This window comes from Ureibacillus chungkukjangi, from assembly GCF_003217295.1.
Lineage (GTDB): Bacteria > Bacillota > Bacilli > Bacillales_A > Planococcaceae > Ureibacillus > Ureibacillus chungkukjangi.
The window spans coordinates 123,174-139,372 of sequence record NZ_QJTJ01000005.1; the positions used below are offsets into that span (position 1 = coordinate 123,174).

The following is a 16,199-nucleotide window of genomic DNA, read 5'->3' on the forward strand; positions in this document are numbered from 1 at the left end:
ATCTGCACAGCACAAAACTAGGACAAATCGCACCTTAAAGGTATGTGAATTGCCAAGTTTTAATTTTAGGAGGAAAAAAGATGTCACAACAAACAAATGATTTTTCGAAATGGTACATTGACACAATTCAAAAAGCAGATTTAATGGATTACACACCAGTACGTGGGTGTATCGCCTTTAAACCAGATGGATATGAGATTTGGGAGCATATTCAAGGTGAAATGGATCGTCGTTTTAAAGAAACAGGTCACCGAAATGCTTATTTCCCAATGTTGATTCCAGAATCTTTCTTCCAAAAAGAAAAAGATCATATCGAAGGATTTTCACCAGAACTTCCTTGGGTTACAGAAGCAGCAGGGGAGCAATTAGAAGAGCGTTTAGCACTTCGCCCAACTTCTGAAACAATGATCGGTCACTTATATTCAGATTGGATTAAAAGCTACCGCGATCTACCAGTATTAATCAACCAATGGGCAAACGTATTCCGTTGGGAGAAGAAAACACTTCCGTTCATCCGTACTTCCGAGTTTTTATGGCAAGAAGGACATACTGCTCATATTGATGAGGAGGATGCACGTAAAGAAACAATGCAAATGTTAAATATCTATAAAGAAGTAGTAGAAAACTTCTTGGCTATTCCGGTATATGATGGTCAAAAAACTCCTTCAGAACGTTTTGCTGGTGCGGTTGATACGTATTCAATCGAAGCGATGATGAAGGATGGAAAAGCTGTTCAAGCTGGTACCTCTCACTATCTAGGTACAAAATTTGCTGAAGCCTTCGATATTAAATTCTTGAGCAAAGAAAACAAGCATGAATATGTTCATACAACTTCTTGGGGTACATCTACTCGTTTAATTGGTTCTGTAATCATGGTTCATGGGGACGAGCAAGGTCTTGTTTTACCTCCAACTATTGCACCAACTCAAGTAGTGTTAATTCCAGTAGGTCCATGGAAAAAGAACCCTGCAATTATAGAAAAGTTAGATGAAATTTATGCTAGCCTAAAAGCAAAAGGTATCCGTGTTCGTCTTGATGATTCAGATCAATCACCTGGCTACAAATTCAATGAATGGGAACTAAAAGGTGTACCAGTTCGCATTGAACTTGGACCTCGTGATTTAGAAAACAACCAAGTGTTATTAAAAGCCCGTGACGAAGCTGACAAACAATCAGTAGAATTAGGCTCTGTTGTAGAAAAAATCGAAAATGAATTAAAGGTAATGCAAACGCGTCTTTTCGAAAAAGCAAAAGCATTCCGTGATGCAAACTCTCATACACATATCGATTCTTTAGATCAATTAAAACAACACTTAGCTGATTCTGAGAAAAACGATACACTTCCAGGTTGGATTCTTGCTGGTTGGTGTGGAGATGATGCTTGTGAGTCAAATGTTAAAGATGAAACAAAATTCACAACACGTAATATTCCATTTAACCCTCCAACGGAAAAACATACATGCGTTAACTGTGGTAAAGACGCGAAACATACTGTTTGGTTTGGCCGCTCTTACTAAGGAATCTAGAAAACACTACTCAATTGGGTAGTGTTTTCTTCATATGCAAAAAAATATCCACCTATAATAGGCGGATATCTGAATTCATACTATAAGCTTTTTTCTTTTAACAAAGGGAATAAATTAGAGACATGATTAATGATTCTAATCTTTCTTGTGTCATTCATATCAACTCCCTTAAGATATATTTGAATTCTAGTTGCAGGAAAATTGAAAAGAATTACCAATAGTATGAATTACACTTATCAGTTTGCTTCGTGTTAGTAAATTGATACATTTGAAAATAAAAAACGTCCCATAAAAGGACGCTTTTTTTAAGTATATGAATTACATCGATGGTGCTCATAATCCTCAAGCTGTGCACTTACACGTTCTACTTGTATTGTGGCATGCTCAATATGGAACTCATCATGTAATATTTTAAGAGCATCCTTTATTACTTTATCATGCTCATTTCGAACAATTTCTAAGTGGCAGCTAACCGTTGGAAAGTCAGATGTAATACTCCATACATGAAAATCATGTATTCCTACAACACCTTGAATATTAAGCAGAGCATCTCGAATTTTTTTGACATCCATGTTCATCGGAATACCCTCCATTAAAATATGGAAGGAGATTGTTGTAATTTCTATACCGTTTCTTAAAATAATAATAGAAATAAGCAAGCTTGCTAGAGGATCTGCAATGGACCAGCCAAATAACAGGATAAGAATAGAAGCGATAATCGCACCAACTGAACCTAATAAATCCCCAATGACATGCATAAAAGCAGCTCGTAAGTTAATATTTTCGCTAGTATCGCCTCTAGTTAAAATAAAAGCAACAATAATATTAACAATCGCTCCGGTAATTGCTACAGCAAGCATACCAAGACTCGAAATCTCCTCAGGATTAGCAAACCTTTTAAAAGCTTCATAGATGATAACTAATGCAATACCAATTAGAAGAAGGCCGTTAAATAAAGCGGCTAAAATTTCTAATCTTTTATAGCCAAAGGTCATATTGCTATTCACAGCTTTTTCTCCCAATTTAAATGCAAGCAAGCCTATACCTAAAGATAATGCATCACTCAGCATATGGCCGGCATCTGAAAGAAGGGTTAAACTATTGGTTAATAGACCCCCTACAAAAACAACTACTACAAAGGATGCAATGATGAAAAAGCTTATAAGTAATGCTTTTTTATTTTTTGTATGATGATGATGGGTATGAGAATGAGAATGAGCCATAATTGTCCTCCATTATAGTTTATCGAAGAGAGGAAAGTAGCTAATGCTAGAATGAATTCATCCGCTCTTAAGAAACCTATTATTTTTGTTATTTATAAAAGGTATTCGGTTTATAAACTCTGTATGACTATTAATATAGAAAATGTGGTTAAAAAGATTTATTAAAACTCCATTCTAATAGATTGCTTCAGGATTAAACATTTGAGAGGGCTAGTTTTGTTTATAGGACATGTTCAATCGAACTCTATCATTTACTTAAATAAAAAAAGACCCAAAACTAATTGGGCCTTCTTCATAATTTAATTAAATTAATGATTTTTGTTTTGGAATGCGATCATAAAATCAGCTAAAGCCTTGCATGTTTCATAAGGCACAGCATTATAAGTTGAAGCTCGGCAACCACCTACTGAACGGTGACCATTTAATCCAACAAAGCCTGCTTCTTTTGCTTCTGCAAGGAATTGCTTTTCAAGCTCCTCATCTGCAACACGGAATGTAATGTTCATAAGTGAGCGTGACTCGTTGCTTGCATGACCAGTGTAGAAGCCATTGCTATTATCGATTACATCATAAATTAACTTCGCTTTTTCTTCATTATTTTTTTCGATGGCTTGTAATCCACCTTTTTCTTCCACCCATTTTAAAACCTCACCTAACATATAAATACCAAATGTTGGCGGCGTGTTATATAAAGAATTTGAATCTGCATGAGTAGAATATTTAAGTATTGTTGGAATGTCTGTTTTCGCATTTTCAAGTAAATCTTTTCGAATAATGACAATCGTTACACCAGAAGGTCCAAGATTCTTTTGTGCACCTGCATATATTATGCCGAAGCTGCTTACATCTATTGGTTTAGATAAAATATCACTCGACATATCTGCGACTAGTGGAACATTACCTGTTAGAGGGAAATCTTTCCACTGAGTACCAAATATAGTGTTATTCGAAGTTAAGTGTACATAAGCATCTGTATCACTAAATTGAATGTCATCCAATGCTGGGATATTGCGATAAGCATTGCCTTTAGTACTCGCAGCTTCTTTTGTAATTCCCAAAAGCTTTGCTTCCTTCCACGCTTTCTCAGACCAAGAGCCAGTTAAGATATAGCTAGCAGTTTGTCCTTCTTTTAAGAGGTTCATAGGCACCATTGTAAACTGAAGACTACCGCCACCCTGTAAGAAAAGGACCTCATAGTTATCTGGAATCGAATACAAGGATTTCAAACGTGCAATAGCATCATTATGTACAGCTTCATAATCCTTGCTTCTATGACTCATTTCCATAATTGACATGCCTGAGTTATTAAAATTTACTAGTTCTTTCTGTGCTTTTTCTAAAACTTCAAGTGGTAGAGCAGATGGACCCGCATTAAAATTGAAGGCACGCTTTGTTGTAATCAAATTGAACACTCCCTAGAAAATAATAAATTGATATATTGATTATATACCTTTTTTTGACTAATGGATTTGATTTTTTATAAAATGATGAATTTTTCGACATTTTAATTTTACTTGTGTTTATATCTAGTAAATTTGTTCATCAGTTTGGAAGGCTAACTTCTAATTTCCAGGTATATAAGTATCTAGTTTTACAAAGGAACGAAATAAATTCAAAAGCCATTTAAGATAGATTTATAACTTTTATGTTACAAATTACAAAATTATAGACATTTGTCCTGGCTTGACGGGTTGGTCATGGCATTTATTAATATAAGAAAATCTCATAAATTTTCTAGCTTGAAATGAAAATTCATTATTTTCAACAGAAACTAAACAGTTGTCCATATCCTATTTTTTATCGGCACATAAGATATAAATAGTTGAGCTGAAAGGAGGTTAAAACATGGGATACTCTAACGTAGGTGGAGCAGGCAGCTATTGCGGCGGTGGATCTGGAGCTGGTACTGGCGGATTCGGAAGCGGATTTGCATTATTAGTGGTACTATTCATCCTTTTAATTATCGTTGGTGCTTCATTTTTCAATGGTAGTGGTGGCTACTAATTATTAATGGAAATAAAGCAGGAAGTGGATTCTCATCTGTAGAATCCACTTTTTTCTTATAATTTTAATTTATTCCCTAAAAACTCAGCATTTGTCCCTGTCATAAAAAAGCCAATTACATAAATTGTAGGTATATCGAACAAAGGGGGAGAAAATGTATGCATTGCAACGGCGGTTTTTCTAAAAATAATAGCGAGTTCGTGTTAATCGTTGTGTTATTCATCCTTTTAATTATTGTTGGTGCTTACTACTTCGGCAACTAATCAAAGTAGGTGCCAAAAAATACGGATTTTAAAAAGAAATCCGTTATGTTGTAGGCAAAGTTGTTTTTAACGACTTTGTCTACTTTTTTTGTACGGTTTTATTCGTAGTAAGTCCACTGCTGGTTTCCTAATAAAGTTCTTTTTTAAAGTTCTTTGAATCCATTGTTTTGGATTAATTTGACACCATTCAGCAATTCTATTTGTCGTTAGTTTTTCATTAGGAAACAGACGTCTAAACTGTTTTACATTCCTTATAATTGCTTTTTCCACTAGCTCTTGGTAGCCACAATCCAAACATTGACATTTCAAATGAGTAATCTTAAAAAAAAATGAAGCACATTTCGCACAATTCAACCCTTTTTGTAAATTTTTATAATCATATACGGGTAGGTGTTGATAAGGATTCTCCTTTATATGTAGAGAAGCCAACATTTCACCAATTTTCTCATGATCTTCAGTCAACTTGGCTTGTTGAATATTAAGTTTTTTATAAAACGCTGAATTTGATTAGGGAAGAGAAAGGGCTTATCCATAGGGGCTTTATACATAAAAAATTCGGGATTTATGAAAATAACAGAAGCTTTAATGGGAATTGTATAATTCAATTTTTGTAGCAATTGACGAAGTAAGGATTCAGTTCTGGATAACTGAACAAAAGGCGCCATGCATTTCATAAAGCGGATGAACCCACAAGCTAGCTAAGAAACCTACAACTTGATGCATCCCAAACCCTCCACCTCAAAATGCAAGGCACCATTCACCAGGATTTTTAAGCCTAAAGCTTTAAAATCCATTTTTTTGTTCACATAGATTGGTCAGTAGCATAAGTTCAACTAGAGGTATCAATAATACTTTGTCTTAAAATCCAAAATTTGCCACACTATAACTTGAGTTCAGTTACAATGGAATAGCAATGAAAAATAAATAAAGGGGTACTTGAATGGAAAAAGAAACGGATAAGCGAATCGAGAGGTTAGAGGGAGAAGTTCGAGCGCTACGTCTAGAGCTAGATGAACTTAAAAGAGGGGGAAATGGTTTTAAAGAGGAAGTCATCAATACTCCTGATACTCCAAAACAAAACCCGCCGGAGGAAGAAGAAAATCATTTAATCAAATTAAATAAAGCAGCCTCCAAAAAAAACAAAAACCAAATTAATAAAAAAGATGTACCGCAACAAGTGCAATCTTCAAATCTAAAAAAACCTACACCACCTCCATCGAAGAAACAACGGAGCTTAGAAGAAATGATTCTATGGCTATTGCCGAAAATTTTTATGGTTATTTTGGTGCTGGGAGTATTATGGGGACTTAAAGTAATTAGTGACTTTGAATTACTGTCAAATGGATTGAAAATAGTGCTGGCATATTGTTTGTCTATTGGCTTGATCATAATCGGATTCATTTTGGATTTAAGAAAGCCGGATTCTTCCCAGATATTTACCGTCGTGCTGTATGGTGGAGGTTTTATCATCGGGATCTTAACCACTGCTGCTGGGGCCATACTGTATGACGTTTTAGGGTTGTATTTCGCTCTATTGTTAGCACTGGTTTATATTGGCTACGGGGTGACCATCTGCTATGTTAAGAAAAATCAAGTGCTTTCGATTTTCGTTATTTTTACATCCTTACTATTACCATACCTACTAGAATATATGGATTTCAATGGAATGATGATTTTACTTTATGTTCTAATAGTTTACGGCTTCATGCAATTCGTTGTTGTTAAATATAATCAATCGATTACTATGTATACGTCTTTTATCTTCTCTATGCTTGCTGTCCATATTATATGGGGCTTAAATGATGACAGTGCAGGCATGTACGTAATTAGCCTCATCCTTTTGAACATGATTTTGCTTCTTGTCTGGTGGGAATTATATAAACCTTTTAGCAAATGGAGAGCGATTCATGAAGGCTTCTTATTTAGTCTTAATGGGTTTACAATACTTTTGATTAATTTCATCGCGGATAATGCCACATTCCCATTACTGTTTTTAACGGCCATTTACTTTACCGTAGCTCTATTTGCTAATAAGCGGAATGAGTCGCGGATTGTTGATATTGCAGGAACTCTTTCCTTATTAAAAATCTTTAATATCATTATGGTGATTAATGCGATAGACCATTTAGAAATTGTACTTTTACCACTTAGTGCATTTTTGGGTTTAATGATTGGGCTAAAGCTTAATGCGAATCTCATGAAAATTTTGTATAGTATCTTATTTACTTTTTTTGTGATAGTCCATTTGATAGTAGATGATATTACGCCATTTTGGACAATGGAGCATTTAAATTACCTACTGATTTTCATTTACTTAATAGTTTTGTTCCTTTATTTAAAACGACTAACTATCTTGGAGTTTAATGAAGAAGGTAAAGCGAAATTAAATTTTTCAATTGATATATATCCGATTTTCATAGCACTATACTTCTTTATATACATGTATAATTTCGACACTACCTATATAGCTTATAATAATGCATATATCACAGCCATTGTACTGGCTGTTGTTATGCTTGCTTCATTATTTATTTCCGAAAAGCTTATTGGTAGAGTGCTTAAATATATTTTGATTTTCGCATTTCTAATAACCTCCATTAATCACATACCAACACATTTTGTAGAGGGAGTCGATATATGGTTAAATCTTTTAGTTCGTGTTGTATATGCATTAATCGTGATAGCGATTATTGTTGATATTTATATGAAGGGATATTTATATAAAACTTGGATTTCCCATTTGAAAATAGATATAGATGGTCTTTTAACGGTAGCTATGGTAGGAGCATTGCTGCTTTTATATTCTCTATTAAGTCAGCTGCAATTCGATAGTACTGTAAATTATTATCTCGTAGTCACAGGAAAAACAGTATTACTCTTTGTAACTGCAACGATGTCTCTGTGGATGAGTTCAACTAAGGAATTACGTAAAGTAAAAGCTTTGGGGTACACGCTTCTTGCCATTGCCATTTTAAAGCTTGTATTCTCAGATCTTGATTCTTTAAATCTAGTAATTAGAGCATTTTTATTTATGGTTATTGGCGGTATTGGGTTATTCCTATCAAGTAAATTAATATCTAAAAACACGAAAAATGAATGAAAGGTTCGAAAATTCACACAACATAGTCAATTTCTTATATAATTTAACTAGTATAGAAATTTAAAGGAGCTTTTGTATATGGATTTAGGACTAAGAGATAAGGTTGCGGTAATAACAGGAGCGAGCAAAGGAATTGGCTTATTTACAGCTTTACAGCTAGTAAAAGAAGGAGCTAAAGTTGCTATTGCAGCTCGAGGCGAAGAGTCGCTAAAAGAAGCGCAGGCATTTATCAAGGAGCAAACTGGCGAAGAGGTTTTGACTGTATCGGCAGATGTTTCTTCAGAAGCAGATTGTAAGAGTTTGATAGAAGAAGTAGTTGCTCATTTTGGTCAGTTAAATATAGTTATCAACAATGCGGGCACATCCTCCGCAAATTCGTTTGAGGACGTTGATACAGACTTATGGCATTCTGATTTAAATTTAAAGTTATTTGGAGCAATTCACTGCTCCAAATACGCTTTACCTTATCTAAAGGAACAAAACGGTGGTTCAATTATTAATTTAACTGCGGTTTTAGCAAAAACTCCGCCGGCAAATAGCTTACCTACAACTGTTAGTCGTTCAGCTGGCCTTGCATTAACAAAGGCGATGAGTAAAGATTTAGGAAAATATAATATCCGTGTAAACTCTGTTTGTATCGGCTTAATAAGAAGTCAGCAAATTGAAGACAAATGGCACAATGAAATGCCTAATGCTACTTGGGACGAGTATTCTAAGGAAGTGGGGAAAACCATTCCTTTAGGACGTATAGGTAATACTGAGGAGGCGGCAAAAGTTATTGCATTTTTAGCTTCAGATGCTGCTTCGTATGTTTCGGGCACTGCTGTTAATATTGATGGTGGTTCTGGTGCAGCCTTATAGTTGAAACTTTAATAATCCTGCTATTCATAAAAGCAGGATTATTAGTTACATAGCTGAATGTTGACGAATTTATTTAATTGAAACTTTTTCAATTCTATTTCGTATGTTTTTTATAAGCATTATTTGTACATCATTAATGTTAACTGTGTTTTATGTCTTTTATAGATATAACAATAAATGGAACGGGGGATTTCAATGTCAGAACTTAAAAACCCATTATTTGACGATTTGAACTCAAAAACAAATGTAGAAAATAATAGCCTTGCTGAAATACCACAGCAGCAGCTTGTGAGTAAGGAAGAATTATCTCAAATTAAAAAACGTCAGCTTGCTTTAAAGGAAGAGCCTCAAGTTCAGGCTCTAGCTGAGAAAATCGATGCTAAAAATCAAATTGCTGTATTGGAATTCGGTAAAGAAACCGCAACGGCAATCTCTAAGTTCTCAGATAAAATGCTTGCTTCTATTAAAACAAGTAAGCTTGAAAAATCCAGTGAGCTTATTAATAATTTAAATAAAATCATGGATCGTTTTGACCCTCAGGATTTTAAGGAAGAGAAAAAGGGTGGCTTTTTAAAACGTTTATTTAACAAAGGTAAAGAGCAGCTAGAAAAAATCCTGTCGAAATATGACACGATGAATAAAGAAATTGATGTTATATACAATGAAATCCAAAAATATGAGCTTGAGATGAAGCGAAATACAGTTGAGCTTGAGCAAATGTATGACCAAAATCTTAATTATTTCCAAAGTTTAAGCGAACACGTTGCAGCCATCGAAGTGAAACTGCAACAGCTTCAGCCGCTCATTCCATCACTTGAACAACGTGCAAATGAAGGCGATCAGCAAGCAATCATGGAGTTGGAAACGCTAAAAAGAAATATGGAACTCTTAGAGCAGCGCAGGTACGATTTAGAGATGGCACAGCAGGTATCCTTCCAGGCGGCACCTCAAATTCGTATGATCCAACAAGGAAACAATCATTTAATCGGGAAAATTAACTCTGCATTTGTAACGACAATTCCAATTTTTAAACAAGGATTAATACATGCAGTAACAATTCAGCGTCAAAAATTAGTGGCGGACTCTATGAATGAGCTTGATAAGCGTACAAACGAGATGCTTATTCGTAATGCGGAAAACATTCGTCAAAACAGTGTTGAAATTGCTAGATCTGCTGGTAATCCAAGTATTAAAATCGAAACAATTGAAACAACTTGGCAGACAATTATGTCTGGTATTGAAGAAACAAAACAAATTCAAGCTGAAACAGTTCGTAACCGTGAAGAGGGAAGAAAACGTATTGAACAATTACAGCTCGAGTATGAGAAACTAAAACGTATGTAATGAAAAATAGATTACCGTTCACATTTCAGTGAAGGTAATCTATTTTTTTCTTAGAATTCAAGTAAATAACAACACCCCGACCTATATTGGTCGAGGTGTGTATTTCTAGGTCCTTCTAAAACTAGATATTAGAAAAATCTTCTTCTCGGAACTGGGAAGCCTGTAAAACCAGTATTACCCATATTGCCCATAGTACCCATTGTTCCAGTAGTACCCATGTTACCCATGTTACCCATAGTACCTGTTGTACCCATGTTGCCAGTAGTACCAACTGTGTTCGTAGTTCCTAAATTACCTGCATTGAAAGGTGGAAAGAATTGCTGAGTTTCAGAAAACTCATTTACAGTTGATTGTGTTCGTGGGAAGAAATGCTGATTGTGCGTGTTGTGTCTGTTAACAGTTGTCGTATGAACTGGATGGTAATGTGGTACAACTGTGTTGAAAACGTTTGTTCTTACCACTTGTTGAGTTGGTGACACTCGTGCTGGTGCAACTTGTGTTGGAAACACATTTGGAGGACAGCAAATTGGATTATTACAACGACCTCCACAAGAATGACGATGATTCATGACCTTTTCCCTCCTCTTTTTAAATATTTAGTGCATTACTAATCTATTCAAAAGAGAGAAAGTGAACTAGATAAATTACCTATTAACGAAGAAGAAGTTGAGAAATTGATTTATCATTCTATAAATACAGTAATAATTTTCTTTTTGAGACTACATTACTTGTACAAGAACCTAAATTGAAAAACTACATATTATAATTGAGGATGAAGGCAGATTTAAGTCATATATATTGTTCGCAGTGTTTATTGCTACTTTGTATTCTGCTAGATTATAGGGGTTTGCTTTTTATTAATAATTCAACAAAGGAGAACGTACAGATGAGTTCATCAATTGATTTTTCTTCACCATCGATTCAATTTTCGTTTGACATAAACAAAAGCCAGCTATTTAAAAAGGATCAACATAATTTTATAAATGTTTTGGGTGTGAATGAATTAAACTCATTAAAAAATCTTTCAATGTTAGACACTTTTTTAAGTAAAGGAAATATTGTTGAGCCTCATTACCACCAAAATGCAGCAGAATTAGTATATTGTATTTCTGGTTGTGCCACAGTCTCTATCTTTAACCCATTTTTAAAGCAATTAATGCAATTTACAATTTACCCTGGCCAAGTAACAAATGTACCGCAAGGCTGGTGGCATTTTATTGAAGCACAGTCTGATCATACGCATTTTTTGGCTATTTTTGATTCGAATACCCCTGAAGTGATATTGGGGTCTGATCTTTTGAAATTTACTCCACCAAGTATCATGGCAAAAACATATTGTATAGATGAACAACAGTGGAAACAAGCAGTTGCACCAGTTAAGCCAGCAACGTTTATAGGATCATATAAGGATTGCCATCAAAATTACCACTATCAACAACCACATCAAACCCATACAACTCATTATTCAATGCCTATTAATCATCCACAAAAGAACTATCCGTTTTATTCATAGTAAAAAGGGCATGGGCGATCCATGTCTTTTATTTTTGTTTAAGAAATAATGGTTTAAGGGAAAGTTATCAGTAGAAGGTTTCATTTTTGGAAAATAAATTTGATAATTCCTATTATTTTACTTATAATTAATGCAAAGTAAATTGATAGGAATTGATTTTAAGTTTAAGGAGTGTGATTATAATGATGAATTTATTGGAGAATACAAGAAGATATTTGAAAATTGTCAACAAGCTTAGTCCCATACATACAAATACACCTGTTGAAGTTAGAAGATCCCGGGCAAAGACTAAGAAAACAAGGCTATGGAAAAAAGTATCGCTAGAAAAAATTGAAGATTTACAAATTGTTGTTCGGGATGGAGAACATATTCCATTAAGAATTTATAGTCCAGTTGGCAATGGACCGTTTCCAATCATTATTTATTATCATGGTGGAGGATGGGTTATAAACGATATTGAAACCTGTGATGCAACCTGCCAGCAGCTTTCAGCAGATACTAAATCAATTGTCGTTTCAGTTGGTTATCGATTGGCACCAGAAAATCCTTTTCCAATTCCAGTAAACGATGCATACGATGCTTTTCTATGGACAGCAGGTAATTCATCAGCACTAAATGGGATAGCAAATGAAATAAATGTGATGGGTGATAGTGCTGGAGCCAATCTAGCGACAGTTGTGACAATTATAAACAAAGAACTTGAAGGACCTGTAGCAATAAAATCACAGGTTTTACTTTATCCAGTAACTGACCTGTCATTTTCAACTGATTCGTATCACCTATATGCAGAAGGCTACGGGTTGCAGAAAAAGGATATGGAATGGTTTGCAAAATATTATTTGCAACAGCAAGAAGACAAAACCCATCCTTATGTAGCGCCGTTAAAGTCAGATAATCTAAAAGATTTACCTCCAGCCTTTATCATCGTTGCAGAAAATGATGTATTAAGAGATGAAGGAATAGCTTATGCACAAAAACTTAAAGATTTTGATAATCGTGCTCATTTACACATCGCAAAAGGTTTAGTACATAGCTATTTTACAAAAAATGATTATTTCAGTAAGGAAATTGAGGAAACAATGGAGAAGATAAAAGGATTTCTGGGAAGGTAAATTTGTTATATAGAAGAGAAGCAGATTCGCTTCTCTTTTTTTATGATAAAATCTGACAGTGCAAAATTAAATTTACATTTACTCCCATATTGACAACTGTATCGATTGCTGATATATTAACTATATCAACAGCCGATATATCGTTCGACAATATATAAGAAAGGAATTACAAAATGACACAAGAGCATCCTCCATTAACGGAAGGGGTTTATTATATTTTACTTTCCTTGTATGAGCCTAGACATGGCTATGGAATTATACAGCTTACAGAGGAACTGACAGCGGGGCGTGTGAAATTAGGGGCAGGTACGATTTATGGAGCGATAAAAACTTTGTTAGATCGCGGCTGGATTCAAACCTTTGAGGATGATGGACGTAAAAAAGAGTACATCATTACAGAGGAAGGAAAAAAAGTAATTGAATTAGAAATTTTAAGATTAAGGGAACTTTTTGAGAATGGTGTCCGTATAACAGGAGATGGCAAATTTTGAGAGAACGCAAATTGAAAATTCGTTTTTTTATTGATTACGAAAAAGAGGAAAAATGGGTAAATCTTATGGCTGTAAAGGGGTGGAATTTATACTCCTTTGGATTAGGCTATTATACTTTTGAAAAGGGCGATCCTGGTCAGTATATTTATAGGAATGAAATGATTCATAATCTGGGTGTGAAGGATGAGCGTGATGAGTACATAAATTTTTTGCAATCATCTGGAGTTGAACTCGTAAAGGTTTTCTTTAATTGGGCATATTTTCGGAAAAAAGCTTCGGAAGGTCCTTTCGAGCTATATAGTGACATCACTTCAAAGCTAGCTTATCAAAAACGAATCTGCAAGCTATTTTTAATTGCCTTTTTTATCAATGTAGTCGCTGGAATTAGCAATTTAATTCTTGAAGAAAAATTCAATCACTACACAGGGTTAGTGAATATTGGACTTGCCGTCATCTTATTAATCCCCTTGCTTAAAGTTCTAAGAAAGCAAAGAAATTTAAAACAACAGTTAACAATTTTTAATGATTAGGAAGGAGCTAGAAAATGACTTTAACTCTAGAGCATGTTGTGAAAAAGTATAAGGATTTCACAGCGGTAAATGGCCTGAATTTCACCATCGGAAGAGGTGAAATCTTTGGTCTTATTGGTCAAAATGGTGCTGGTAAAACTACTACGTTCCGAATGATTCTAGATTTACAGGATCAGACTTCAGGTACAATTACTTGGGATGGAACACCTATCAAAAAAATAAACCGTGATTATTTGGGCTATCTACCTGAGGAACGAGGTATTTTTCCTCAAATGAAGGTGGAGGAGCAATTACTTTTCTTTGGTGAATTGCGTGGTATGAAGCGTGATGAACTTAAAAAAGAAATTGATTTTTGGATTGCCCGTTTTGATTTAGAAGAAAAACGTCACGAAAAGGCAGAAACGTTATCAAAAGGAAATCAACAAAAAGTTCAATTGATAGCTAGTTTTATTCATAAACCTCAATTTTTAATTTTAGATGAACCGTTCAGTGGATTAGATCCGGTAAATAGAGACTTACTAAAAAATGCTATTCTATTATTAAAAGATAAAGGTGTCACAATTCTTTTTTCTAGTCACCAAATGGATAATGTTGAGGAATTATGTGATCATCTATGTCTACTTAAACGTGGTGTCTCTCTTTTCTCAGGAAGTCTGTTAGATTTAAAGAAGCAGTATGGAAAGACAAAATTAACGCTTCGCACAAATGTGCCGTTAAATGAATTAGAAAAATTGGCCGGTGTTAAAGGGGTTAAGGTTGATCGAGATGAGTATGTTTTAACCTTAGTTGACGAAACCTTTGCTGAATCTATCTTTGAGGTTGTCTCAAATGGACAATATATCGAAAAGTTTAGTCTTGATTATTTATCATTAGATGAGATTTTCAAAGATAAGGTAGGTGGTAATGTTGAGTAAATTAGGTATTTTGATAAAACAGCTATACAAACAAAAGGTTCGTGCAAAGTCATTTATGCTAATGACACTTTTATATGTTGCAATTATTGGTGTCATTATGTTCTGGTCAGATATTAAAGGAATCTTTGTAAATGAGGAAGCACTAGAAGTAGCATTGATAAATGAAACACCAGTTGAATTGGAATCGATCTTTTTAACTAATGAGGACATTGCATTCAGCTTCCCAGCAGATTCCAAGGAAAGCGTCTATAATCAATTGAAAGAGGAAAAATATGATGCTGTAGTAGTGGTTACAGAAGAAAACGAAACATTAACTGCTGATATCGCAACATATTCTCCTCTAAAGTTAAATGACCAATCAACTATTTCTTCTTTTGTTCAATATGCAGGGAAGATATACGGTATTCAGCAACTAAATCTAACAGCTAGTGAAGCTGACAAAATCTTAAATTCAGAAGCAATCATTACGACGACAAATTTAAATGAGGCTGTGGCTGACGGTAAAAGCGAAGACCAAAAGCAATCAGGAATTTGGGCTTCCTACTTTGTGGGGATTGTAATTTACTTCTTTATAATGGCATTCTTATCTATGATTACAACAGATGTGGCATCTGAAAAAGGTTCACGAGCTCTTGAAATGCTTTTAGTAAGTGTGAAGCCAAGCACGCATTTCCAATCCAAAATTATTGGGATTACATTGCTAGCCTTAACTCAGTTTACCATCATTTTTGGTTTCCTATTTGTCTTACTTCGCTTCTCAGATGGTGGAGAGAAATGGGATATGATTCAAACTATTTTAAATGAATTATCTTATAGCTACGTATTTTACGTTCTAGCCTTTTTATTCTTGACGATTATTTTATTCTTAATCATTGGTGCTTTATTTGGGTCACTTGTATCGAAGGTAGAAGAAGCCTCACAAGTAATGACTCCAGCAATCATGACGGCATTAGTCGGCTTTTACGTTATGATTTCAGGTGTAGCAAACCCAGATACGTTACTAATTAAAGTATTCTCGTATATTCCTTTAACTTCTGGAATGGTTATGCCAATGCGAATAGGCGCAACGGATATCTCTACAATAGAGCCGATTATTTCACTAGTACTATTAATCATCACAGTTATAGTATTTTATATAATCAGTTTATCGTTCTATAAACGTAGCGTATTAACTTATAGCTCTGGTGGAGTAATTCAAAAAATAAAAACAGTACTAAAAGTTACGACATAATTAAGTAAAACCATTTTATAAATTGCTTTAGACTAGACTGCAGTCGAATTCGAATTTTTCGGGTTTGAGCTGCAGTCTATTTTTATT

The 16,199-nt window shown here is 34.5% G+C and carries 16 protein-coding genes; 12 read left to right on the forward strand and 4 right to left on the reverse strand.

Annotated features, from left to right (window positions below):
• Positions 1-80 precede the first annotated feature (80 nt).
• A complete protein-coding gene (proS, locus tag BJ095_RS06100; RefSeq protein WP_107933369.1) occupies positions 81-1,517 on the forward strand; it encodes a proline--tRNA ligase in 1,437 nt (478 codons plus the stop codon).
• Positions 1,518-1,831: 314 nt separating this feature from the next.
• Here proS and BJ095_RS06105 read toward each other — a convergent pair whose 3' ends face one another.
• Both BJ095_RS06105 and serC read right to left on the reverse strand, forming a co-directional pair.
• Entirely contained in the window at positions 1,832-2,749 is a 918-nt protein-coding gene (locus tag BJ095_RS06105) for a cation diffusion facilitator family transporter (RefSeq protein WP_107933371.1), read from the reverse strand.
• Positions 2,750-3,057: 308 nt separating this feature from the next.
• Positions 3,058-4,152: a 3-phosphoserine/phosphohydroxythreonine transaminase gene (gene serC / locus BJ095_RS06110; protein ID WP_107933373.1), complete on the reverse strand. Its 1,095-nt coding sequence runs from the start codon at positions 4,150-4,152 to the stop codon at positions 3,058-3,060.
• Positions 4,153-4,594: 442 nt separating this feature from the next.
• On the opposite strand from serC, the gene BJ095_RS06115 reads away from it, so the two are divergent.
• Entirely contained in the window at positions 4,595-4,753 is a 159-nt protein-coding gene (locus tag BJ095_RS06115) for a YjcZ family sporulation protein (protein ID WP_107933375.1), read from the forward strand.
• 158 nt (positions 4,754-4,911) lie between these two features.
• Entirely contained in the window at positions 4,912-5,016 is a 105-nt protein-coding gene (locus tag BJ095_RS06120; RefSeq protein WP_107933377.1) for a YjcZ family sporulation protein, read from the forward strand.
• 66 nt (positions 5,017-5,082) lie between these two features.
• Here the strand turns inward: BJ095_RS06120 and BJ095_RS06125 are convergent, their stop codons facing one another.
• Positions 5,083-5,478 carry a hypothetical protein gene (locus BJ095_RS06125; RefSeq protein ID WP_146223200.1) on the reverse strand — a complete coding sequence of 132 codons (396 nt, stop codon included), beginning with the start codon at positions 5,476-5,478 and terminating at the stop codon, positions 5,083-5,085.
• Positions 5,479-5,956: 478 nt separating this feature from the next.
• Between BJ095_RS06125 and BJ095_RS06130 the strand changes: the two genes are divergently transcribed.
• The 3 genes from BJ095_RS06130 (at position 5,957) to BJ095_RS06140 (ending at position 10,321) form a co-directional block, all read left to right on the forward strand.
• Positions 5,957-8,116, forward strand: coding sequence for a DUF2339 domain-containing protein (locus BJ095_RS06130; RefSeq protein ID WP_107933381.1), 2,160 nt, complete (start codon positions 5,957-5,959; stop codon positions 8,114-8,116).
• Positions 8,117-8,194: 78 nt separating this feature from the next.
• Complete coding sequence (locus BJ095_RS06135; protein WP_107933383.1) at positions 8,195-8,977, forward strand: SDR family NAD(P)-dependent oxidoreductase; 783 nt, start codon at positions 8,195-8,197, stop codon at positions 8,975-8,977.
• Between the two features lie 195 nt (positions 8,978-9,172).
• Positions 9,173-10,321, forward strand: coding sequence for a toxic anion resistance protein (locus BJ095_RS06140; protein WP_107933385.1), 1,149 nt, complete (start codon positions 9,173-9,175; stop codon positions 10,319-10,321).
• Positions 10,322-10,449: 128 nt separating this feature from the next.
• Here the strand turns inward: BJ095_RS06140 and BJ095_RS06145 are convergent, their stop codons facing one another.
• A complete protein-coding gene (locus BJ095_RS06145) occupies positions 10,450-10,890 on the reverse strand; it encodes a CotD family spore coat protein (protein WP_107933387.1) in 441 nt (146 codons plus the stop codon).
• A 317-nt stretch (positions 10,891-11,207) separates the two neighbouring features.
• Here BJ095_RS06145 and BJ095_RS06150 point away from each other — a divergent pair, with 317 nt between their 5' ends.
• The 6 genes from BJ095_RS06150 (at position 11,208) to BJ095_RS06175 (ending at position 16,112) form a co-directional block, all read left to right on the forward strand.
• Positions 11,208-11,834 (forward strand): cupin domain-containing protein, encoded by a 627-nt coding sequence (locus tag BJ095_RS06150; protein ID WP_107933389.1) that lies wholly within the window; start codon positions 11,208-11,210, stop codon positions 11,832-11,834.
• A gap of 182 nt (positions 11,835-12,016) precedes the next feature.
• Positions 12,017-12,946 (forward strand): alpha/beta hydrolase, encoded by a 930-nt coding sequence (locus BJ095_RS06155; protein ID WP_107933390.1) that lies wholly within the window; start codon positions 12,017-12,019, stop codon positions 12,944-12,946.
• A 173-nt stretch (positions 12,947-13,119) separates the two neighbouring features.
• Positions 13,120-13,437, forward strand: coding sequence for a PadR family transcriptional regulator (locus tag BJ095_RS06160; protein WP_107933392.1), 318 nt, complete (start codon positions 13,120-13,122; stop codon positions 13,435-13,437).
• Complete coding sequence (locus BJ095_RS06165; RefSeq protein ID WP_107933394.1) at positions 13,434-13,967, forward strand: DUF2812 domain-containing protein; 534 nt, start codon at positions 13,434-13,436, stop codon at positions 13,965-13,967. The genes BJ095_RS06160 and BJ095_RS06165 overlap by 4 nt, the downstream gene beginning before the upstream one ends.
• Positions 13,968-13,981: 14 nt before the next feature.
• Positions 13,982-14,881 (forward strand): ABC transporter ATP-binding protein, encoded by a 900-nt coding sequence (locus BJ095_RS06170; RefSeq protein WP_107933396.1) that lies wholly within the window; start codon positions 13,982-13,984, stop codon positions 14,879-14,881.
• Positions 14,871-16,112 (forward strand): ABC transporter permease, encoded by a 1,242-nt coding sequence (locus BJ095_RS06175; RefSeq protein WP_181417973.1) that lies wholly within the window; start codon positions 14,871-14,873, stop codon positions 16,110-16,112. The genes BJ095_RS06170 and BJ095_RS06175 overlap by 11 nt, the downstream gene beginning before the upstream one ends.
• Positions 16,113-16,199: the final 87 nt, after the last annotated feature.